The organism is Kribbella shirazensis, assembly GCF_011761605.1.
GTDB lineage: Bacteria > Actinomycetota > Actinomycetes > Propionibacteriales > Kribbellaceae > Kribbella > Kribbella shirazensis.
Genome location: NZ_JAASRO010000001.1, coordinates 4,432,785 through 4,454,968, shown reverse-complemented (window position 1 = coordinate 4,454,968; position 22,184 = coordinate 4,432,785). Strand labels below are relative to the sequence as shown.

General features: G+C 69.7%; 18 protein-coding genes. 12 read left to right on the top strand and 6 right to left on the bottom strand.

Annotated features, from left to right (window positions below; genetic code table 11):
* Positions 1–3: 3 nt before the first annotated feature.
* From BJY22_RS21655 to BJY22_RS21645, 3 genes are read left to right on the top strand one after another with little or no spacing between them, the layout of a single operon-like run.
* A complete protein-coding gene (locus tag BJY22_RS21655) occupies positions 4–648 on the top strand; it encodes an HAD family hydrolase (protein WP_337758857.1) in 645 nt (214 codons plus the stop codon).
* A 40-nt stretch (positions 649–688) separates the two neighbouring features.
* Complete coding sequence (locus tag BJY22_RS21650) at positions 689–3,421, top strand: helix-turn-helix transcriptional regulator (protein ID WP_167218490.1); 2,733 nt, start codon at positions 689–691, stop codon at positions 3,419–3,421.
* A gap of 4 nt (positions 3,422–3,425) precedes the next feature.
* Positions 3,426–4,403 carry an NAD/NADP octopine/nopaline dehydrogenase family protein gene (locus BJY22_RS21645; RefSeq protein ID WP_167209530.1) on the top strand — a complete coding sequence of 326 codons (978 nt, stop codon included), beginning with the start codon at positions 3,426–3,428 and terminating at the stop codon, positions 4,401–4,403.
* Here the strand turns inward: BJY22_RS21645 and BJY22_RS21640 are convergent.
* Positions 4,400–5,242, bottom strand: a complete 843-nt coding sequence (locus tag BJY22_RS21640; protein ID WP_167209528.1) for a MurR/RpiR family transcriptional regulator — start codon at positions 5,240–5,242, stop codon at positions 4,400–4,402. The genes BJY22_RS21645 and BJY22_RS21640 overlap by 4 nt on opposite strands.
* 176 nt (positions 5,243–5,418) lie before the next feature.
* Here BJY22_RS21640 and BJY22_RS21635 point away from each other — a divergent pair, with 176 nt between their 5' ends.
* The 8 genes from BJY22_RS21635 (at position 5,419) to BJY22_RS21600 (ending at position 14,762) form a co-directional block, all read left to right on the top strand.
* On the top strand, positions 5,419–6,855 hold the full coding sequence (locus tag BJY22_RS21635) for an extracellular solute-binding protein (RefSeq protein ID WP_167209526.1): 1,437 nt from the start codon (positions 5,419–5,421) through the stop codon (positions 6,853–6,855).
* A complete protein-coding gene (locus BJY22_RS21630) occupies positions 6,852–7,787 on the top strand; it encodes a carbohydrate ABC transporter permease (RefSeq protein ID WP_167209524.1) in 936 nt (311 codons plus the stop codon). The genes BJY22_RS21635 and BJY22_RS21630 overlap by 4 nt, the downstream gene beginning before the upstream one ends.
* 2 nt (positions 7,788–7,789) lie before the next feature.
* On the top strand, positions 7,790–8,653 hold the full coding sequence (locus tag BJY22_RS21625) for a carbohydrate ABC transporter permease (RefSeq protein WP_167209522.1): 864 nt from the start codon (positions 7,790–7,792) through the stop codon (positions 8,651–8,653).
* A 29-nt stretch (positions 8,654–8,682) separates the two neighbouring features.
* Entirely contained in the window at positions 8,683–9,723 is a 1,041-nt protein-coding gene (locus BJY22_RS21620; RefSeq protein WP_167209520.1) for a sugar phosphate isomerase/epimerase family protein, read from the top strand.
* Positions 9,716–11,170 (top strand): amidohydrolase family protein, encoded by a 1,455-nt coding sequence (locus tag BJY22_RS21615; protein WP_167209518.1) that lies wholly within the window; start codon positions 9,716–9,718, stop codon positions 11,168–11,170. Before BJY22_RS21620 ends, BJY22_RS21615 begins: the two co-directional genes overlap by 8 nt.
* A gap of 69 nt (positions 11,171–11,239) precedes the next feature.
* The gene (locus tag BJY22_RS21610) at positions 11,240–12,388 is read left to right on the top strand and encodes an amidohydrolase family protein (protein ID WP_202891206.1); all 1,149 of its coding nucleotides are present in this window, start codon (positions 11,240–11,242) and stop codon (positions 12,386–12,388) included.
* Positions 12,389–12,478: 90 nt separating this feature from the next.
* Positions 12,479–13,762, top strand: a complete 1,284-nt coding sequence (locus BJY22_RS21605; protein WP_167209516.1) for an ABC transporter ATP-binding protein — start codon at positions 12,479–12,481, stop codon at positions 13,760–13,762.
* Positions 13,763–13,796: 34 nt separating this feature from the next.
* Positions 13,797–14,762 carry a phosphotransferase gene (locus tag BJY22_RS21600; RefSeq protein WP_167209514.1) on the top strand — a complete coding sequence of 322 codons (966 nt, stop codon included), beginning with the start codon at positions 13,797–13,799 and terminating at the stop codon, positions 14,760–14,762.
* Positions 14,763–14,964: 202 nt separating this feature from the next.
* Here BJY22_RS21600 and BJY22_RS21595 read toward each other — a convergent pair whose 3' ends face one another.
* The 3 genes from BJY22_RS21595 to BJY22_RS21585 are packed head-to-tail and all read right to left on the bottom strand — an operon-like array spanning position 14,965 to position 18,869.
* Complete coding sequence (locus BJY22_RS21595; RefSeq protein WP_167209512.1) at positions 14,965–16,263, bottom strand: amidohydrolase family protein; 1,299 nt, start codon at positions 16,261–16,263, stop codon at positions 14,965–14,967.
* Positions 16,253–17,434: a metal-dependent hydrolase family protein gene (locus BJY22_RS21590; protein WP_167209510.1), complete on the bottom strand. Its 1,182-nt coding sequence runs from the start codon at positions 17,432–17,434 to the stop codon at positions 16,253–16,255. Before BJY22_RS21590 ends, BJY22_RS21595 begins: the two co-directional genes overlap by 11 nt.
* 1 nt (position 17,435) lies before the next feature.
* Positions 17,436–18,869, bottom strand: a complete 1,434-nt coding sequence (locus tag BJY22_RS21585) for an MFS transporter (RefSeq protein WP_202891205.1) — start codon at positions 18,867–18,869, stop codon at positions 17,436–17,438.
* A gap of 113 nt (positions 18,870–18,982) precedes the next feature.
* Between BJY22_RS21585 and BJY22_RS21580 the strand changes: the two genes are divergently transcribed.
* A complete protein-coding gene (locus tag BJY22_RS21580; RefSeq protein ID WP_167209508.1) occupies positions 18,983–19,843 on the top strand; it encodes a MurR/RpiR family transcriptional regulator in 861 nt (286 codons plus the stop codon).
* Positions 19,844–19,883: 40 nt separating this feature from the next.
* Here BJY22_RS21580 and BJY22_RS21575 read toward each other — a convergent pair whose 3' ends face one another.
* Positions 19,884–20,612, bottom strand: a complete 729-nt coding sequence (locus BJY22_RS21575) for an aspartate/glutamate racemase family protein (RefSeq protein WP_167209507.1) — start codon at positions 20,610–20,612, stop codon at positions 19,884–19,886.
* Positions 20,600–22,177 (bottom strand): malate synthase A, encoded by a 1,578-nt coding sequence (gene aceB, locus BJY22_RS21570; protein WP_167209504.1) that lies wholly within the window; start codon positions 22,175–22,177, stop codon positions 20,600–20,602. Before aceB ends, BJY22_RS21575 begins: the two co-directional genes overlap by 13 nt.
* Between the last annotated feature and the right edge of the window lie 7 nt (positions 22,178–22,184).

The following is a 22,184-nucleotide window of genomic DNA, read 5'->3' as shown; positions in this document are numbered from 1 at the left end:
GCTGTGATTTCGCATGTTGTCTGGGACTGGAACGGCACGCTCCTCAACGACAACCACGCCGTACTCGCGGCGGTCAACGAGGTCTGCGCTGGGTTCGGCCGGGCTGACCTCACCTGGAGCGAGTGGCAGGCGGCGTACGCGCGGCCGATGCGGCTGTCGTACGAGCAGGTCCTGCAGCGCACGCTGGACGAGGAGGAGTGGGCGCAGGTCGACAAGCTCTACCACGACCGGTACGACGCCCTCCTGCACACCTGCGAGCTCGCGGCCGGCACCCACGACGCACTGCGGGCCTGGACCGACAGCGGGCGGACGCAGTCGCTGCTGTCGATGTGGTTCCACTCGCGGCTGACTCCGACCGTGGAGCAGTACGGCCTCACGTCGTACTTCACCCGGATCGACGGGCTGCCCGGTGAGGTGGGTGGCGGCTCCAAGGCCGACAGCCTGCGCCTGCACCTGGAGGCGCAGCGACTGGACCCGACCGAAGTCGTGCTGATCGGCGACGTCGTCGACGACGCCAACGCCGCACAGGCCGCCGGCACGCAGTGCGTCCTCGTCACGACCGGCGCGATGACCCTGGAAGCCCTACAGGCCACAGGTGCTCCGGTCACTGCCTCGATCGCGGAGGCCTTGCAACTGCTGGACACGTGACTCCCGCTGCGGAGCACCGTCTAGGCTGACCGGCGTGGGGATGGGAGAACGGGAGCTCCGGGGCCGGCGGCGGGAGACCGACGTACTGAACGGGCTGGTCCGCGAAGCCAAGGCCGGACGTAGCCAGGTGCTACTGCTCACCGGTGAGGCCGGCGTCGGCAAGTCGGCGTTGCTGGACGCGCTGGTCGCCGGGGCCGGCGGCTGCCGGATCACGCGGACGGCCGGGGTCGAGTCCGAGATGGAGCTCGCGTACGCCGGACTCCACCAGCTGTGCCAGCCGTTCCTGGACCATCTCGAGCGGCTGCCCGCGCCGCAGCGTGAGGCTCTCGGTACGGCGTTGGGCCTGGTCAGCGGCCCGACCCCGGACAAGTTCCTGATCGGGCTCGCGGTCCTCAACCTGCTCGCCGACGCGGCGTCCGACCGGCCCGTCCTGTGCGTGGTCGACGACGCCCAGTGGCTGGACCTGATGTCCGCCCGCATCCTCGCGTTCGTCGCCCGCCGGCTCGCGGCCGAGTCCGTGGTGATCGTCCTCGCGGTCCGTGACGGCGTCGAGCACGCGTTCGCCGGTCTGATCGAGCTGAAGATCCGCGGCCTCGACGATGCCGACGCGCGCGCCCTGCTGGAGTCCGTCCTGCCCGGGCCGATCGATCCCCGGGTGCGGGACCGGATCGTCGCCGAGACCCGCGGCAACCCGCTCGCGCTGCTCGAACTTCCCCGTGCCTGGACCGCGGCCGAGCTCGCCGACGGCCTCACCGCGGGCACGCTGGCGAGCCGGATCGAGGACGGTTTCGTCCGGCGTCTCGAAGTACTGCCGACCGGCACCCGGCTGCTCCTGCTGACGGCAGCGGCCGAACCGCTCGGCGATCCGACGTTGCTGTGGCGCGCGGCCGAGCAGCTCGGGCTCGGCGCGGAGCCGGCCGCCGGGGCGATCGAGTCCGGGCTGATCACGTTCGACCGGCAGGTCCGGTTCCGGCACCCGCTGGTGCGGTCGGCGGCGTACCGGACGGCCTCACCGCAGCAGCGGCTCGCGGTGCATCGCGCACTCGCGACGGTGACCGACCCCGAGACGGATCCGGACCGCCGGGCCTGGCACCGCGCGCAGGCGACCGTGGCTCCCGACGAGGACGTCGCCGCCGAACTCGAACGGTCCGCGCAGCGGGCCCGGGCCCGTGGCGGCTTCTTCGCCGCCGCCACGTTCCTGGAACGCTCAGCCGCGCTGACCATCGACCCGGCGCTGCGCGCGGACCGGGTACTGGCCGCGGCGACCGCGAAGCGCAGCGCCGGCGCACTCGACGCGGCGCTCGATCTCCTCGGCGGAGCGGCCGCGGGCCCCGCGGATGCCCTCCGCGAGGCCCGGATCACCCGGCTGCGCGGCGAGATCGCCTTCGATCAGGGGAACGCCGCCGAGGCCGCCCGCACGCTGGTCGGCGCCGCGAAGCAGCTGGACCCACTCGACCACGAGCAGGCCCGCGTGGCGTACCTCGAGGCGATGTCGGCCGCGATCTGGGCGAGCGGCCCGGACACGCCCGGGATCCTCGGCGAGGCCGCGTCCGCCGCGCCCGCACCGGCCCCGTCCGATCCACCGGGCGACCTGCTGCTGCAGGCGCTCGCGCTGCGTTTCACCCGCGGGTACGTCGTGGCCGCACCGCAGCTCGTCAAGGCTCTCGACCACGCCCGGCACAGCGACAGCGAGGCCGAGGAGGTCGGCGGCTGGATGTGGCTGGCGGGCAACCGCGCGAGCGGGGTCGTCGCGATCGACGTCTGGGACCTCGACGCGGCCCTCGAGCTCGCCGCCCGCCACGAACGAATCGCGCGCGACGGCGGTGCGCTCGTCCAGCTCCAGTGGGTGCTGAACTTCCGCTCGAACGTCGTCTCGATGACCGGTGACCTGAGCGCCGCCGCGGCGTACGTCGAGGAGGAACGGCAGATCGCCGCCGCGACCGGGAACCGTGTCCTCGGGATCGGCAGGATGCAGCTCGAGGCGCTGCGCGGCAACGAGGCCGAGGCCAACGGGCTGATCGACGTGATGATCCGCGAGGGACGTGCCCAGGAGCAGGGCCGGATGACCGCGATCGCGACGTACTCGAGCGCCCTGCTGAACAACGGCCTCGGGCGGTACGAGACCGCGCGGGACGCGGCGCTGCAGGTGTTCGAGCAGGACCCGGTCGCGTACGGCGTACTCGTCATCGGCGAACTGGCCGAGGCCGCGTCGCGGACCGGCGACACCAAGCTGGTCGAGACCGCACTGGCCTGGCTGAACGAGCGGGTCGCGGCCGTCCCCACCGACTGGGGACGCGGGATGGAGGCCCGCGCACGGGCGCTGCTCACCAACGGCGAGGACGCGTACCGCGCGTCCGTCGACCACCTGCGCCGGACCGGCCTGCGCGTCGAGTCGGCGCGCGCCGAGCTGCTGTACGGCGAATGGCTGCGCCGCGAAGGCCGACGTCAGGACGCCCGCGAACACCTGCGCACCGCCCATGAGCAACTGGCCGCGATGGGCGCCGCGGCCTTCGCCGAACGCGCCCGCCACGAACTGCTCGCCACCGGCGAGACCGTCCGCAAACGCACCCCGGAAACCACCAACGACCTGACCGCCCAGGAGGCCCAGATCGCCACCCTGGCCCGCGACGGCCTGACCAACCCGGAGATCGCCGCCCAACTCTTCATCAGCCCCCGAACCGTCGAATGGCACCTCCGCAAGACCTTCTCCAAACTCGGCATCACCTCCCGCCGCCAACTCCGCACAGCCCTCCGCCCTCGCACCGCGGGCTGACGACGTGCTGACGTTCGCCGTACTCGGGGACACCGACCACGCCTTGTTCACGGCCGCGGCCATGGCGGCGCGCACACAACAACCGATCGTCGTCGGCAGCGATCGGCCGGTTCGGCTGACGGCCCTCGGTGAGCGCGGCATCGACGTCGTTTCGGATCCACAACCGCGGGCCGACGCGTACGTCGTACTGACCGATGCGGCGAACCTGCTGGAGCTGATCGCCAGGTACGCCGAACTGCTGGCCGGTCGCGCCGTCTTGCTGGTCGCCCCTGGCGTCGGCGGCTCGGCGCTGGTGTACGACTGGCTGAGCGACGCCGGCCTCGCGCCGTCCGCGCTCGCGGAAACCAACGCCAACCCGTTCATGGGCAGCATCGCCGGCTCGACTGTGACACTGCGCGGCGCGAAACACGGGTTGCTGGCGGGCGATCTGCGCGCCGGTCCTTCGGCCGCGGAAACCTTCCGGCCCGCTCTGGACCTGGTCGCGGCGACCGCCCTCGAGAGCAGTCTCGCGAACACCAATCACGTGCTGCATCCAGCCCTCGTGCTGAGTAATCTCAACCGGATCGTGAACGCCACCCCGTTCACGCTCTTCCTCGAGGGTATGTCGACAGCGACCGAACGACTCGTAGTTGCCACCGACAACGAACGCGCCGCGCTCGCCGCCGCGCTCTCGCTGCCGTACACGCCGGTCGGCGACTGGTTCACCCGGTTCTACGGCGACCAGGGATGCGTCGGGAGCACACTGGTCGAGGCGTTCGCGGCCTTCCCGCCCTTCGCGACGGCGCCGGGACCGACGACTCTCCGGCACCGCTTCCTGACCGACGACGTGACCTGCGGACTGGCCGTTCTCGAAGAGGTCGCCCGGCGCGTCGGCGTCCCCACGCCGGTGATCACATCGACCGTGACCGCCCTGAGCGCTGCCGCCGGGACGGATCTACGCACCGCCGCCGGGCAGCGAGCGGACGCGGTGCTCAGAGCCTAACCGCGGTCGAGCAGGTTCAGCCGGGTCAGCACCTCCGCGGCCCGGTGGCCGACGTTCTCGTTCCGTTCCGGATGCCGCGCGACGAGGTCGGCGAGTACGCCGTACACGACGCTGAGCGCCGCTGTCATCGACGGGAAGAACGACACGCCTTCCGTTGGAACAACCAACGTATGGTCACTGAGCTTCGCCGCCGGCGAGCTCGCGGAGTCGGTGAGCGCACAGATCGAGGCACCGGCTTCGCGCGCCAAATCGATCGCTGTCGTGGTGTCGCGGTAGTACTGCCAGAAGCTGATCGCGACCAGGCAGTCGTCCGCGGTGAGCGACGCCAGCGCGTTCGCCAGCCGCACCCCACCCTGGTCCACCATCACCATGTCGATCCCCCGGTTGGCCCCCAGCGTGGCGAGCACATGCCCGACGGCCGCATGCGTACCGAAGCCGAGAACGACGGTCCGCCGGGCCGCCGCGATCGCGTCGACGAAGCCGGTGACCTGCGCGGGCTCGACCTGTTGCGCCGCCAGTTGGAGGTTGTGGATGTCGCGGTCCAGCGCCGAGTGCACCGGCGAATCGGCGACGTCCGTGTGATCTGCCAGACGGGAGGACAGGAACGCGTCGCGCAGACCGGTCTGCAGGTGCGGCCAGCCGGTGAAGCCCAGGCTCTGCGCACAGCGCGTCACGGTCGCGACGTTCACACCCGCCCGCTCGGCCACCTCGCCGGCGCTTGCGTACGACGCGAACGCCGGCTGCATCTGCAGCACCTGGTAGACGCTCAGCAGTTTCGGGCTCAGACCACCGGCGGGTGACGAGGCTGCCAGCCACTCGGCGACCTGCTGCTCGGACATGCCGTTCCTCCCCGGACTCTGCGACGCCGATGACTCTAGCGATCAACTCACTGCAATAGTCACTGCATCCAAAGATTTTTGCAATAGTGCTTGCAGAGTCGCCGGAATGCTGCTTCCATCGAAAACGCCACAACCCGCCGGCTCTCCGCCGGGACCCAGTGATTGGCAGGATTCCCGTGCATCCCAGTCACCAGCCTCCAAGCCACCGCCCCGCGATCACCCGCCGCCGCTTCCTCGGTGCGCTCGGTGCGCTCGGCACCGCCGGTGCCGTCGGCGCCGCGGCCACCGCCTGCGGCTCCGCGGCCCCCGTCGCCGCCCCGATCGCGCTGCCCGACGGGCTCTGGCCGTACACCGGACCCGCCCTGACCAAGCAACGGATCACGCTGCGCGTGCTGCGCCAGCAGTTCCCGATCAAGGTCCAGGACCAGTACTTCACCAAGCTGTTCGCGCAGTTCACCGCCGCCTACCCGAACCTGCGGATCGAGGACCAGACGGTCCCGTTCGGCGAGCTCTCCCAGAAGGCCCAGCTCGCGATCGCGGGCGGTTCACCGCCGGACATCATCCTGACCTTCGGCGACTTCATGCCGGAGTACGTCGCGAACAACGCCGCCGTACCGCTCGACGACCTGATCGCGAGGGACTTCATCGAGGACATCGTCACGCCGACGCGGACGCTGCACTCGCACGACGGCAAGCTCTACGCGATGCCGTGGGAGCAACAGATCCTCGCGCACTTCTACAACGCCGACGTGTTCGCGAAGTACCGCGTCGAGGCGCCGCCGGTCTCCGACGACCCGGCCGACGCCTGGACCTGGGAGCGGACCCGCGACGCCTGGCGTGAGCTCGAGGAGGCCCAGCGCGGTGACGACCGGCGGCTCTGGTCGCTCGCGCCGTCCATCATGGGCCCGGGCGGCCCCGGGTCGAGCTACTGGTTCGAGGGCATCTTCCTCCGCTCGGCCGGCGACAAGTCCGGCACCGAGTCGGAACGCCGCACCTTCGAAGCCGTCTCCGCTGACGGCACGACCGCACGGGGTTATGTCGACACGCCCGAGGCGGCCGCCGGTATGGAGTACTACCAGAGCCTCTTCACCGATCGGCTCACACCACGGGCGGGCCTGCCGAACGCCTGGTACGACGGCCGCGCGGCGTCCTTCATCAACGCGGACACGACCGCACTGCGAGCCCAGCAACTGAAGGTGAAGTTCCGCTGGGCCGTCGCTCCGGTACCGACAGGCAAGACCCAGTTCAGCCACGGCAGCGGCGCGGGCTTCTTCGTGGCTTCCGCGTCGAAGCACGTCCCGGAAGCCGCTGCCCTGCTGGCGTTCCTGCACAACGACGCGAACCGGATGACCTGGCACAGCGAGGTCCGCGGCACGCTCCCGGCCCGCAAGAGCCTGTTCGAACGACTCCCCCGCTACCGGCAGCACCCGTACAAGTTGATGCTCAACACCCTGGAGAAGTGCGCCTATCCCCCACCGGCCACACCGGGCGCGCTCAGCTACCAGTACGTCCTCAACTCCGCGATCAAGGACATCGCTCTCGGCGCCGCGCCGGCCGAGCGACTGACGCGCGCGGCCACCAAGCTCGACACCCTGCTGGCGAGGTACCGATGACGACCCAAGCACTGCGCACCGACGCCGTACGTCGCCGTACCGCGTCGACCGCTGTCCGCGCACCACGCTCGCACAAACTGACGCTCGGCATCCTGCTCGCGCCGGCCTGTGCCGGACTGGCGATCTTCCAGCTCGGCCCACTGGTCTACGCGTTGCTCAACAGCCTGCGCCAGGTCAGCCTGCTCGACCTGACCCGCAGCAAGTACGTCGGCCTCGCCAACTACGCCGAACTGCTGCAGGACATGACGTTCTGGCACTCGATGGGCAACACCCTCCTGTACGTCGTCGGCAAGCTGGCCGTCCAGGTCCCGTTGGCGTTCGCCCTCGCGGTCCTGCTCGACCGCAAGCTGCGCGGTACGGCGCTGGCACGCGCAGCCCTGTTCGCGCCGCTGGTCACGTCCGGCGCGGTCATCGCGGTGATCTGGAACCTCATGTACTTCCCCGACACCGGCTTGTTCAACGCGATCATCGACTGGTCCGGGCTGCCGACCCAGCCGTTCCTGACGAGCAGCGCGCAGGCCCTTCCGGCCATTCTGCTGGTCGGCATCTGGGAGGACATCGGCTTCTCCGTGCTGATCTTCCTGGCCGGCCTGCAGGCAGTGCCCGCGTCGGTCTACGAGGCCGCCGAGCTGGACGGAGTCCGCGGCTTCCGGCTGGCACGGTTCGTCACGTTGCCGCTGCTGCGCCGTACGACGATGGTCGTCACGTTCATGGCCACCGTCTTCAGCTTCCGGGTGTTCACGCCGATCTTCGTCATGACGCAGGGCGGCCCCGACAACGCCACGAACAACGCCGTCTACTTCATGTACCAGCAGGCGTTCCAGTTCTCGAACCTGGGCTACGCGTCCGCCGTCGGCGTCACCGTGATCATCCTGGTCGCCGGCCTGCTCGCGATCCAGGCCCGGCTCCTGCGCACCGATTTGGAGTACTGACCATGGCACTCTCCTCAGCTGCGACACCCGGCGAGCGGGTCCGCCGCCGGCTCGGCTCACTCGTCCTGCTCGCCGTCACGGTCGTGTTCTTCTTTCCCTACCTGTGGATGCTGGCCTCGTCGCTGAAGCCGACCGCGGACGTGTTCAAGTACGGCTTCCCGCTGAGCTGGAAGACGTTCCTGCCGCCGCACCCGACACTCGAGAACTACGCCACGATCTTCTCCGAGTTCGGTTTCGGCCGGAACCTGCTGAACAGCCTGATCGTGGTCGTCTGCCAGGTCGTCCTCACACTGGTGGTCTGCGCCGGCGCGGGCTTCGTCTTCGGCCGCTTCCGGTTCCGCGGTTCGCGGGTGCTGTTCGGACTCGTGATGGTCGCCTCGTTCATCCCGTTCGAGGTGGTGATGGTCCCGATGTACGTCGTGACGCGCGAACTCCGGCTCACCGACACCTACGCCGGACTCTTCCTGCCCTGGGTGGCGAACGCGATCGGGATCTTCCTGATCCGGCAGAGCGTCCAGGAGGTCCCGCGATCGCTCGACGAAGCCGCCGCGATCGACGGCGCCTCCACCTGGCGGACATTCGTCCAGATCATCCTGCCGAACCTGCGGCCCGCGCTGCTGACCGTCGGCCTGATCAGCGCAGTCGCCGGCTGGAACCAGTTCCTCTGGCCGCTGATCGCGGTGCAGGACCCGGACAAGCAGGTCGTCCAGGTCGCGATCGCGACCTTCACCGACCCCGGCCAGCTGCCGACCTGGGGCGAGCTGTTCGCGGCCGCGTCGGTCGCCGCGCTGCCGCTGCTGATCATCTTCCTCTTCCTTCAGCGCTACTACATCCGGGGCGTCGTGACGTCCGGGATGAAGGGCTGACCCGAACCACCGACAAGGAGCGCGCACCCATGCGAGTTGGAGTAGACGGCAAGAAGTTCCCGTTCGGCCGCGAGGAGGGGGCCATCGGCATCCTCCGGGCGGCGGCGAACCGGGGGTACGACGGAGTGTTCTTCCGGTCCGTCGTAGACGTCAGCCCGACATTGGACACCGGCTACCTGGCCGCGGTCCGGGAGACAGCAGACCAGCTCGGCCTGTACCTCGAGATGGGCGTCGGCAAGGTCAACCCGTACGCCTCGCCGGAGCAGCCCGAGATCCGCGAACTGGGCGGCGGTGACTATCTGCGGGCGATGGAGATGATGGTCGAGGCGTCGGTCGCGATCGGTTGCCGCGAGCTCTGGACGTCGGCCGGGAACTACAAGCACAACCTGCCCGGCCTGTACACGATCGACCGGTTCCGGACCGACGTCGACTGGCCCGACCAGCTCGTCGCGATCGACAAGTTCGTGCACAAGCTGGCGCCGATGCTGCGCCATCACGGGGCGCGGCTGAACATCGAGAACCACGAGGAGATCACGTCCTTCGAGGTGCTCCGGCTGATCGAGTCCGCTGGCGAGGACGTCCTGGGCGTCACATTCGACACCGCCAACACCGTCTCCCGCAGCGAGAACCCAGTCGCCGCGGCCCGCCGGCTCGCGCCGTACACCCACCTGTCGCACCTGCGGGACGTCGTGCTGTTCTACGACGCCGGCGGTCTGACCCGGCAGGTGCGGCCCTGCGGACAGGGCGTCATCGACTGGGAGCAGGTCATCGGCACGCTGCACACGGCGAACCCGGATCTCAACCTCTCGATCGAGATGACGAACGACCGGCTGCTGATGGGCGTGCAGATCTTCCACCCGATCTGGGAGCAGGCCCACCCGGACCTGACCACGACCGAGCTCGCGGCAGTGATGCGGCTCGCGGTCGAGTGCGAGGAGCGCGCCCGGTCCGGCGCGATGCCTTCGCTCGCCGACTACCACGCGCAGCCCTTCGGCCTGGTGGAGAAGGGCGCGTTCCTCGAGGACAGCATCGCGTACGTGCGGCAGATCCTGGCGAAGATCGATGGCTGAACCGCTCGGTCGATCCGCCGCTGGACCGGAGCGGGCCGACCTGGTGATCGGCAACGCGATCGTGCTCACCATGGATTCCGGGTTCCGGATCCTGGCGCCGGGCGCGATCGCGGTCCGGGCGGACCGCATCGTCGCGGTCGGTCCGGACCCGGAGATCCGGGCGGCGTACTCGGCACCGACCGTCATCGACGCGAGCGGGCAGATCGCGATGCCGGGGCTGATCGACAGTCACGGACACGGCGGCCACACGCTGATCCGCGGCTGGTACGAGGGCGCCACCGCGGACCGTTGGCTGGCGATCTTCAACGACTTCTACCGCACCTACGCCACCGAGAGCTTCTGGTACGCCGACGGGCTGCTCGCCGCCGCGGAGCGTGCGCTGGCCGGCGTGACCACGGGGCTCTCCTATCCGGGGTCCACGCCGTGTCTGGACGACCTCACCGCGGTCCGCGCCGGCAGCCGCGCGTACCGCGAGGTCGGCGTACGGCACGTCGCCGCCGTCGGTCCGGGCCCCGGCCCCTGGCCACACGTGTACGGCGGGACGACCAAGCTCTCGCTGGCCGACGAGCTCGAACTGACCAGCGCCGCGCTCGCCGGGCTGCCCACCGACGACCGGATGTGCACGGTCCTCCCGGCGCCGTCCAACCTGACGATGGATCCCGTCGGGGCAGCGGGCGACGAGCCACATCCGGACACGCCGTTGGTCTGGGAGCATGTGGCGGAGCTGGCTCGCAAGTACGACGTACCGATCCATGCGCACGCGTTCCGCGGCATGGTCACCCAGGCGGTCCGGCACGTACCGGAGATCGTCGGACCGCGGCTGCACCTGGCCCACTGCACCAGCCAGACCAGGACCGACCTCGACCTGATCGCCGAGCATCGCTGTTCCGTGGCGCACGGGCCGTACACGCACGCGAACGTGAAGGCGCCGTGCCATGTCCTCGAGCTGCTCGAGGGCGGCGCCAACGTGGTGATCGCCACCGACGGCGCCGCGCCGGACCGGTCCTTCGACCTGCTCGCCCAGGTCCACCCGGCGATCCAGTGGCAGCGCATCCAGGCCAACGACGTGCAGGTGCTACCCGCCGCCAAGGCGCTCGCGATGGTCACCATCGACGCGGCCCGCGCCCTGGGACTCGACGACGACCTGGGCTCGCTGGAACCGGGCAAGAAGGCCGACATCATCCTGATCGACGGCCGCGCACCCCACTTCCAGCCCTTGCTCCCGGAGCTGGCCGTTCACCGCCTGGCGTACGCCGCCAACGGCAACGACGTCTCCACGGTCGTCGTCGACGGCCGGCTCGTCGTCCGGGACCGGCAGCTCCAGACAACAAATCTGAGCGAGATCACCACGCGGGCCACGGCCGAGAGCCGAGCCGCGCTCGACAGGTCCGCGCTGACGGGCGCGCTGGAGTCGGCACCGGCTGCCTGGACCTCAGCCAGATACTGACGCGCCTTGCCGCGGGGCCGCCTGATGCAGTTGGGTTGTCCGGAACCCGACTGCATCAGGAGGCGCGCTGTGGCGAGTGAGGTGCTGGAAGGTCGCACGGCCGGCGGTCGCGGGGTGCGGGTGTGGTTCTCGCCCGACGGTATCGAGGAGATCACCGACCACCCCGCGGCGCCGGACCTGCTGCTGATCCCCGGCCTGGTCGACCTCCAGCTCAACGGGTACGCCGGCCTGGACGTCAACGACCCGTCCCGCCGGGACAGCGAACTGTCCGAACTCGTCCGGGTGCTCTGGACCCAGGGCGTGACCACGGTCTACCCGACGATCATCTCCGCGGACGACGCGACGACGACCGCGCTCGTGCAGCGCGCGGCCGCCGTACGTGCGATCGATCCGGCCGTCGCGTACGGCGTACCAGGGCTGCATCTGGAGGGGCCGTACATCTCGTCCGTGGAGGGTGCCCGCGGTGCTCACGACCCGGCTGTCATCCGCGATCCGGACGCAGCCGAGTTCGACCGCTGGCAGGCCGCTGCCGACGGTGCGATCGCGATCATGACGCTCGCGCCGGAGCGGGACGGTGCCATCGAGTTCACGCGCCACCTCGCCGGGAACGGCGTACTGCCGTCGGTCGGCCACTCGATGGCGACCGCCGACCACATCCACGCGTTCGCGGCGGCCGGCGGACGACTGTCCACCCATCTCGGCAACGGCCTGCCGGCCCAGGTGGACCGCCACCACAACCCGATCTGGCCGCAGCTGACCGAGGACCCGCTGACCGCCGGGCTGATTGCCGACGGCCACCATCTTCCCGCCGACACGTTCGGCGCCCTGATCCGCGCCAAAGGTCCGGACCGCTGCGTCCTCACCAGTGACGCCGCCGCGTTGGCCGGTTGCGCTCCCGGCGACTACCGCACCGCTGTCGGCGGAGCGGTCACCGTCGCCTCGGACGGCAGCCTCCGCCTGCACGGTACGCCGTATCTCGCAGGGAGCGGCGCCTCGCTGCTCGACTGCCTGCGCTGGTCCACCGGTCCTGGCCGACTCCCGCTGGAAACCGCTGTCACGATGGCGACCACGACCCCCGCCGACCTCCTCGGGCTGTCCGACCGCGGTCGCCTGGAGGTCGGCGCCCGGGCCGACCTGCTGGTCCTCGAACGCACCCCCGACGGTGGCGTCGGCGAGCTCGGCACCGTCGTCGTCGGCGGCGTCGTTAATTGCCTATAGCAACAGTCAAGTCTTCAGCTGTGCCGCCCGCAATCACTTCCCTGGCCCCGGTGCTTGCCGGTGAACCGGAAGTTCCCGTATAAGACGGACATGACGGCGATCCGGCTCGACGCGGTGTCCAAGGTGTTCGAGGGCGAGCACCTCGCTGTGGACGAGCTGTCGCTGGAGATCGGCGACGGCGAGTTCATGGTGCTGCTCGGGCCGTCGGGCTGCGGCAAGACGACGCTGCTGCGGATGATCGCGGGCCTCGAGCGGGTCACCGCGGGCGAGGTGTGGTTCGGGCGGACCAACGGCACCCGGCTGCCGCCCCGCGACCGCCAGGTGGCGATGGTCTTCCAGACCGGTGCCCTGTACCCGAACCGGACGGTGCAGGAGAACATCATGTTCCCGCTGCAGATCGCCGGGCAGGACGACGCCCAGGCGGGCTCGACCGCGGTCGGGCTGGCCCAGGTCCTCAGCATCGACTCGGTGCTCGACCGGATGCCGCGCACGCTGTCGGGCGGTCAGCGGCAGCGGGTGGCGATCGGGCGGGCGCTGGTCCGGCGTCCGCGGGTGTTCCTGCTGGACGAGCCGCTGTCGAACCTCGACGCCACGATGCGCACCGAGCTCCGGCAGGAGATCGGCGCGATGACCCGGGACCTGAACGTGACCACGCTCTACGTGACCCACGACCAGGTCGAGGCCCTCACCCTCGCCGACCGGATCGCGGTGATGCGGGACGGCCGGATCGAGGACGTCGGTACGCCGACACAGGTGTACAACGACCCGGCGACCGCGTTCGTGGCCGGCTTCCTGGGCACGCCGCGGATCAACCTGATGTCCGCGACCGTGCGCGTGACCGCGCACCACCGGGTCTCCCTCGACCTCGGCACCCAGTCGATCCACCTCGACCCCACCGACCGCCGCTCACTGATCCTGCGCCACCACGACGGCGCCCAGGTGATCGTCGGCGCCCGCTCGAGCGCCTTCAGCCTGATCACCGACCAGGACACAGCGAACCGCCTGACCGGCACGATCCGCGCGTTCGAGTTCCACGGCCAGCAGTCGATCGCGTTCGTCCACTGCGGCATCGAGGTCGTAGACCCCGACAAGGTCGGCCGAACCACACCGTCCCACGCATCACATGACGGCACACACGGCGCCGGCGGCACGCCGTCCATCCTCACCCGCCTCCGCACCAAACTCGCCCGCCGACCACCCACCGCCCTACCTGAATTCCACGGCCCCGCCACCCACCGCCGAGCCGACCTCGTCGTCGAACTCCCGGTCGAAACTGAGCTCACCCCAGGAACCCGCATCCACCTGGCCCTCGACACAACCCGAATCCACATCTTCGACCAAACCGGCCACCGAGTAGACCGCCTCACCCGCTGACACCAGCGGTTCGGTCGGCCGGGAAAATGCTTGGGTGGAATCCATTGCCAAGGCGTTCGGACTCGGACGACCGGTCGAAGCGCTGACGCCGGTTCAGCACACCAGCTTCGAGACCTGGCGTCTTCGGGCGGGCTCAGCGGACTATCTCGTCAAACGGCTGTGGGGCCTCGAAGATCCGCCGTGGTGGATGCGTATCGAGCGAGGCATGGCGCTGGAATCGGCCGCACTGTCGCACGGCCTGCCGATCGCGCGGCCGGTCGAACCAACGGACCCGGCCTTCGGTTACGCAGCTCGGGTCGACGACTTCGGCACCGTTCGTTTGTACGACTGGATCGATCACCGCACGCTCACCGACACCGACGACGTGGCGCCGTGGCTTGGACAAGTCGCCGCGGCGTTACACGGGTTGATGCCGCTGACCGGCGAGCAGCCCGAATGGCGTTGGTGGGGAGTCTTCCCGCGCGATCGCTGGGAAGAGTGGGCACTGCTCGGCCGCAGCCAGGGCAAGCCGTGGGCTGACGCACTCCACCAGCGAGTCGGCTTCTTCGACGATCTGGGTCAGTCGATCCAGGCGGCCTTCACCGCAGCCGACGACCAGGTTCTGAGCCACGGCGACCTCGAGCCCTACAACGTCCTGGTGTCGCCCGAAGGACCCGTGCTGATCGACTGGGAGAGCGTGGCCTGTGAGAGTGCCACCCTGGAAATCGGCCGCGCCGCACTGAGCTTCGGCGGCGATGACGCTGACCGGATCTCGCGCATTCTTCACGAGTACGTCGACGCAGGCGGCGTACTGGCCCCGATCGGCGACGACCTGTTTCTCCGCACAGTCTCGCTCCGGCTGTGCCACCTCGCCGAACAACTGGACGTGCAGCTCGGCAAGGAGTCCGCACCAGGCTGGATGCAAGATCAGGACCTGGACGCCCTGATCAGCCAGGACATCCAAGCGCTCCCACAAGCCGTAACCCATCTCCGCCACCTCGCCACATCCTGCTCAGGCTGACTTCGTCCGGGGCCGCTTTTCGTGGGTGGGCGTCCGAGATGCTGGGTTCGCGTCCGGGATCCGGGGCGTAAACCCAGCATCTCGGACGTAGACCCATCAGATGCCTCGAGGCGCCAGCGGCGGGTGGCGAGGAAGCGCGTGTTAGCACGCACCGCCCCCCTGGGAGGGTGGGAGCGGTGCGTAGCTCGGCGTGGGCCCCACGTCAGCTGGTGACGACTGCGCCGCGGGCGATGATCAGTTGAGGGGTTTCCAGTACGGCGGGATTGTCGAGAGGGCTGCCGTTGACGGTGATCAGGTCGGCGGAGTAGCCACGGGCCAGGCGGCCGACCGACTGCTCCAGGCCGAGCAGGCGGGCCGCGCCGGTCGTCGCCGAGCGGATGGCGTCGAGTGCGGTGAGGCCCGCCTCGTGCAGGAGCCGTACCTCGCCGCCGATCGGATCGACGTCCAGGCCGAACGAGTCGGTGCCGGCGACCACGTTCACCCCCAGCTCGAAGGCTCGACGTACCGCGGCCTGCAGGACCGGGAAGAACTGCTCGCCGCGCTCCCGCAGGATCAGGTTCGGTGAGTTCTTCAGCCCGTTGATCGCGGACATGGTCGGCGTGAAGTACGTGCCCTGTCGCGCCATCCGCACCAGCGTCTGCTCGCCGACGAACACCCCGTGCTCGAGGGACTTGATCCCGGCCCGGACGGCATCGTCGATCGCCTTCTCGCTGTAGCTGTGACACAGCACCCCGACGCCGCGTCTGCGCGCGGTCGTGACGATCGCCCGGACCTGCTCGTAGCCGTACACCTGAACCAGCGGGTCCTGCTCGGGTACGCCGGCCCGCTCGTTCACCCGCGTCTTGATCCAGTCGACGCCCCGATCGAGATTGACCGAGGTCATGTACCGCAGCTCGTCGACGGTTCGCACACCACCGGCCAGCGGTGCGAGCGCCGGGTCGCCGATGATCGTGTTGCCGAGGTTCGGCGTGACGAATGTCCCGGTCGCCTTCATCCGCGGTACTGCGCCCGGCGACCAGGGCCCCAGTGCGCGCAGACCGACGTCCTGGTAGAAGTCCGACGTACCGCTCCGGACTGTCGTGGCGCCGCGGACCAGCGCGGCACGCGCGTCGGCGACGGCGTTCTCGTGCACGTGTACGTCGACGAGGCCCGGCAGCACCCAGCGGCCTTCGACGTCGATCACGCGGCCGTTGACCCCGGCCACCGCGTCACGCGTCTGCGAACGGTTGCCAGCGACCACTACCTTCCCGCGGTCGAGGACGACGACGGCGTCCTCGACGACCCGCCCGGTGAGCGGATCGAGCAGCGTCCCGTTCTCGATCACCAGCGGCGGCGGAACCGGCGGGCTCCCCAACGGTCCGGCGGACCGTTCGCCCGCGGCGGAAGCGGGAAGCTCCAGCGCGGCCAGGCCGGCGCCGGCGAGTGCGATCGCCCCGCCGATCACACCCCGGCGGCTCACCGCACTCGGCAGCGGCTCGATCTCATCGTGATCACGGCACATCGGGAACCTCCTTGGCGAGTGTGTCCTTGACGATCCGGCCGCCCTGCATGATCAGCCGCAACCGGCGGTCCGGTTCGGTCAGTACGGCGATGTCCTCCAGCGGATTGCCGTCGACCACGAGCAAGTCGGCCCACGCGCCCGCCCGGATCTCACCGATCTCACCGACGAGACCGGCGATCTCGGCGCCGACAACCGTGGCGGACCGCAGAATGTCGGCGGGCTTCTGTACTTCGGCCCGCAACGTGAACTCGTTCAACTGGTGCGCGTGCAGTGCTCCGTGCAGATCGGTGCCGTACCCGATCGCGACACCAGCGCGATCGGCGAGCTCCAACGCCTCCAGGCCGCGCTCGAGAATGGCGTCGAGCTTCCCCTTGCCGTCCGCGGTCAGATGCGCGGCCCCACTGCGCCGCAGCGCGTCGAACGTCGCCAGCGTCGGCACGAGGAACGCGTCCCGTTCCTTGAACAGTTCGACGCTCTCCTCGTCGATCAGATTCCCGTGCTCGATGGTGCGAACGCCGTACCGCAGTGCGCGATTCACCGACGCCGCCGAGTACGCGTGCCCGGCGACGTACCCGTGGGCGAAGCCGGCCTCCTCCACCGCGGCCCGGATCTCCTCCTCGGAGTACGCCAGCGCGTCCAGCGCCATCGAGGACACCACGCCGCCGCTCAGGGTGAGCTTGATGTGGTGCGCACCCTGCACCATCTGCTCGCGGATCGCCCGCCGGAGCTCGACCGGACCGTCGCAGATCCGGGTCAGCACATGACCGCCGGTCGGCGCGAGGATCGGACCTCCGAAGAGCAGCCGCGGCCCGACGATCAGCCCCTCCCGGAGCGCCCGCGCCAGTCCCGCCTCGGCTCCGCCCAGGTCCCGCACGGTCGTGAATCCGCGCTGCAGCATGTCGTTCAGGGTCTGCGCGGACCGGATCGCCGCGTACGACGCCGGCCACGATTTCAGCTCCGCGAAACTCTCGCTGCCCTGGGTCACGTGCACGTGGGAGTCGATCAGCCCCGGCATCACCGTTCGCCCCTGCAGATCGATCAGCTGCCCGGATCGCCGTACGGCGGTGCCGACCTCGGTGATCCGTCCGTGGCGTACGGCGATTTCCTGGTCCTCGATCAGCCGCCCGGCCCGCACGTCGAGGACGGTGGCGTTGACGAAAACGGTGTCCATGTCAGTGGGCCGCCGCTTCCGACACGACCGCTGAATGCCGGGGTGCGGTCATCGGTTCCGGGTCGAGGTCCTCGAGCCGCCGGCCGCGGGTCGACAGGCCGAGTGTCAGGATCGCCACGGCGCCGAGCAGCAGCGCGGCCGCGATCATCGAGAACACGCCGAGGAAACCGATCGACGTGAACAGGACGCCGATCAGGATCGGTGCGCTGATCCCGCCGAGCCGGCCGACCGCGGACGCGGTACCCATCCCGGTCGCGCGGATCGCGGTCGGGTACACCTCGGGCGTGTAGGCGTACAGACCGGCGTACGTTCCGTTCATGAAGAACGAGAGCAGGATGCCGCAGGCAAGCAACTGGCCGTTGCTGCCGGCGTTGGCCATCAGGAACGCCGACACCGAACCGGCCGTCAGGTAGAACGCGATCGTCCACTTCCGGTCGAGCCGCTCGTTCAGATAGGCGCCGGAGTAGTAGCCGGGGATCTGCGCCAGCGTGATCACCAACGCATAGGTGAGGCTCTTGGAGATGGTCAGGTCCCGCTCGACGAGCAGCGACGGGATCCAGGTGAAGAATCCGAAGAACGCGAACGTGATCGAGATCCACAGCAGCCACAACACAGCCGTACGCCGGGCCAGTCCGTCCCGCCACATCAGCACCAGACCGGCGCCGGGCTTGGGGCTGCGCGGGACCGACAGCGTGGTCTGCGGCGCCTGCGCCGGAACCGGTGGTACTTCCTTGCCGGCAGCGCGGACGCCGTCCTCCAGCGCGTCGACCACCGCGCCCGCCTCGGCGTACCGGCCCTGCTGGATGAGCCAGCGCGGCGACTCCGGCAGGCTGCGGCGCCACCACAGCAGCATCAGCACCGGCAGCGCGGTCACGATCTGCGCCATCCGCCAGCCGTGCTCGAACGACGGCACGAACAGCCGGCCGAGCAGCGCGGAGGCGACGTACCCCGCACTGAAGAATCCGGCCACCGCGCCGACGAAGAGACCGCGCGACCGCGCCGGGATGAACTCGGCGATGAACGCCGGGATGATCGCTGCCTCGGCGCCGACACCGATGCCCGCCACGATCCGGGCGCCGAAGAACAGCTCCCAGGACGGCGCGAACGCCGCGATCAGGGTCGCGCCGCAGTACAGCGCGAGCGCGTACATCATCACCTTGCGGCGGCCGATTGCGTCACCGGTGATGCCTGCGGTCAGGGCTCCGATCAGGATGCCGATCAGCAGCGAACTGCCGACCAGCCCGATCTGCCACGGCGCGAGGTGCCACAGCGGCTTCACAGCCGGCAGCAGGTACGACACGAGCGAGCCGTCCATGCCGTCGAAGGCGATGCCGAGACCGCCCATCAGCAGCAGCTTGTAATGGGGACGGGACAGCGGGAGTCGTTCGAGACGATCCAGCAGCATCCGGCCGGCGGCGGGGATTTCCACGGTCATCGGGGCCTCCTTCGGCGGGACCGCGCAGGGGTGGATGCCTCAGGACAGTAGATGCATGAATTCATGCATACAAGGGTTGGTGCAATATTTCGTGCATCCGGCACAATGGGGTGATGACTGACCAGGTCCGTACCGTGGCGGAGTGGCTCGACGCCCGGATCGACCGCACCCGCCTCGGGCCGAAGGCCGAGCGCGTGCGGCACGTGGTGGCCACCCAGCCGAGCTTCTCGTCGTACGCGACCGCCGCCGAGGTGGCCGAGCGCGCCGAGGTGAACGGCGCCACCGTGGTCCGGTTCGCGCAGTCGCTCGGGTTCGCCGGGTGGCCGCAGTTCCAGGCGGAGTTCCGCTCGGTGTACGTCGTACGGCGCTACGACGTCGACGCCGGCGCACCCACGACCGGGCACGCCGGCGTACTGGCGACCGCGTTCGCACGGGACGCCGAGAACCTGCAGTCCTGCCTGCACTCGTTCGACTTCGCGGAAGGCGCCGCGGTCGTCGAAGCCATCCACGCGGCACCGCGAACGCTCGTCGTGGCCACCGGGACGCACGCCCTGCCGGCGCAGGGCCTGGCGATGATGGCGGCCAGCCGCGGGTACGACATCGACCTGGAGGACCGCGGCGGCGCCCATCTCGCGAACGCGCTGGCCCGGTTGACGAGCGACGACTGCGTGGTCGCGTTCAGCTTCTGGCAGCACTACAAGCAGACCGTCGCCGCACTGCGGTTCGCCCGGCAGGTCGGCGCGACCACATGCGCGATCACCGACACCCGGCACTCCCCCGCGGCCGATCACGCGGACCACGTCCTGATCATCCCGGCCGAAGGCATCTCCAACTTCCGATCCATGACGGTGGCGACCAGCCTCGCCTACGGCCTGGCCGCCGCCCTCGTCGGCATCGAGCCCCAACGCAGCCGCTCAGCCATCGCCCACGTAGACAGCCTCTGGCAAGACATGGACTTCTTCGTCCAGGACTGACCGCACAGCTGTGTGAGGTGGAGTCCCACGCGACTGAATCTCACGTTCGCGGGCCTATTGGCCAGCCGGCGACGGATTTTGGGCGTGGTGCGGCGTACGTCCGGATCTTGCTGGTGGACAGGCCGAGGCGGACGAGCGATTCGGCGAGCTGGACCGCGGCGGCTACGCCGTCCACGATCGGTACGCCGGTGGCCGCGGCGACCTTGCGGTCGAGGCCGGCCATTCCTCCGCAGCCGAGACAGATGACCTCGGCGCGGTCTTCGGTGACTGCCTGCACGGCCTGCTCGACGATCGCGTCGACGGCGCGGTCCGGGTCCTCCTCCAACTCGAGTACGGCGAGGCCGCTCGCGCGGACCGAGGCGCAGCGGGCCGACAGGCCGGCCAGCATCAGCCTGTCCTCGATCTGTGGGACCGCGCGGTCCAACGTGGTCACGACCGAGTAGCTCCGGCCGATCAGCATCGCGATCTGCGCGGCCGCCTCGGTGATGTCGACGACGGGGACGTCGAGCAGCTCCTGCAGTCCTTCGCGCCCGTGTTCGCCGTACCCGGCCTGGATCACGGCGTCGTACGCACCGTCGTACCGCACGACGGCGTCCATCACGGCCACCGCGGCCAGGTAGCTCTCGAAGTTGCCCTCCACCGACTCGGGTCCGATGTCCGGCGTCAGCCCGATGACCTCGGTCCCCGGCGACGCCACCGCGGCGGCCTGGGCGCGGATCGTCTCGGTCATGGCCTCGGTGGTGTTCACGTTCGCGATCAGGATGCGCATTCGGTCTCCAGTACGGCGTCGTACGCCGGCAGTGTGAGGAAGTCGGCGTAGGTGTCGGCGAGCGCCACGTCGGCGAAGATCCGGCGCGCGACCCCGAACCGCTGCGGGGATCCGATCCGCGCCACCTCCTCGTCGATGATCCGCTCGACCAGTTCGGCGGTGACCTGCTCGCCCGTGTCCAGCTTCACCTCGTTGTGCACCCATTGCCAGATCTGCGAGCGGGCGATCTCGGCGGTGGCAGCGTCCTCCATCAGGTTGTCGATGGCGACCGCGCCGTTGCCACGCAGCCACGCCTCGACGTACAGCAGGCCTACGCGGACGTTGTTGCGCAGACCGCCGTCGGTCGGCTCCCCCGGTGTCGAGCGGAGGTCGATCAACTCGGCCGCCGAAGCTTGGTACTCCTCGACCGGCTTGTCCACCTGGTTCGGGCGATCGCCGAGCACACCGTCGAACACCTCGCGGCAGAGCGGCACCAGATCCGGATGTGCGACCCACGACCCGTCGAACCCGTCAGCGGCCTCACGCTGCTTGTCCGCCCGCACCTTCGCGACCGCGGTCCGGTTGACCTCCGGGTCCTGACGGCTCGGGATGAACGCCGCCATCCCGCCCATCGCGAGCGCGCCGCGCCGATGACACGTCCGCACCAGCAGGCGCGTGTAGGCGCGCAGGAACGGCGCCGTCATCGTCACCGCGTTGCGATCGGGCAGCACGAAGTCCCGACCAGAGTCGCGGAAGTACTTGATCACGCTGAACAGGTAGTCCCAGCGGCCAGCGTTCAGCCCGGAGGCGTGGTCCCGCAGCTCGTACAGGATCTCGTCCATCTCGAACGCGGCGGGGATGGTCTCGATCAGGACCGTCGCGCGGACAGATCCCTGTGGGATGCCGAGCTGGTCCTGGGCGTGGACGAAGATGTCGTTCCACAGTCGTGCTTCGAGATGGCTCTCCAGCTTGGGCAGGTAGAAGTACGGTCCGCTCCCCCGCGCGAGCAGCTCGGCCGCGTTGTGGAAGAAGTACAGTCCGAAGTCCACGAGCGAACCGGCCACCGGTACGCCGTCCGCGAGCAGGTGCCGCTCGTCGAGGTGCCAGCCCCGCGGCCGCATCACGATCGTGGACAGCCGCCGGTCGGTCGCGAGCGCGTACTCCTTGGCACCGGACGCGAACGTGATCGTCCGGCGGATCGCGTCGTACAGGTTCACCTGGCCGCCGATCACGTTGTGCCAGTGCGGTGTACTCGCGTCCTCCAGATCGGCGAGCCACACCCGCGCACCCGAGTTCAGCGCGTTGATGGTCATCTTCCGGTCGGCCGGACCGGTCATCTCCACCCGGCGGTCTTGCAGGTCGGCAGGTGCCGGGGCGACCTGCCAGTCGCCGTCACGGATCGCGGCGGTCTCCGGCAGGAAGTCCAGCCGGCCGGTCCGCGCGACCTCCGCCCGGCGGCGCTGCCGGGCCGCGAGCAGTTCGGTACGCCGGGCCCCGAACTCGCGATGCAGCCCCGCGACGAACGCCAGCGCGCCGGGAGTGAGGATCAGCTCGGAACGATCGCCGAGCACGGTGATGTCAGCCATGGATCTC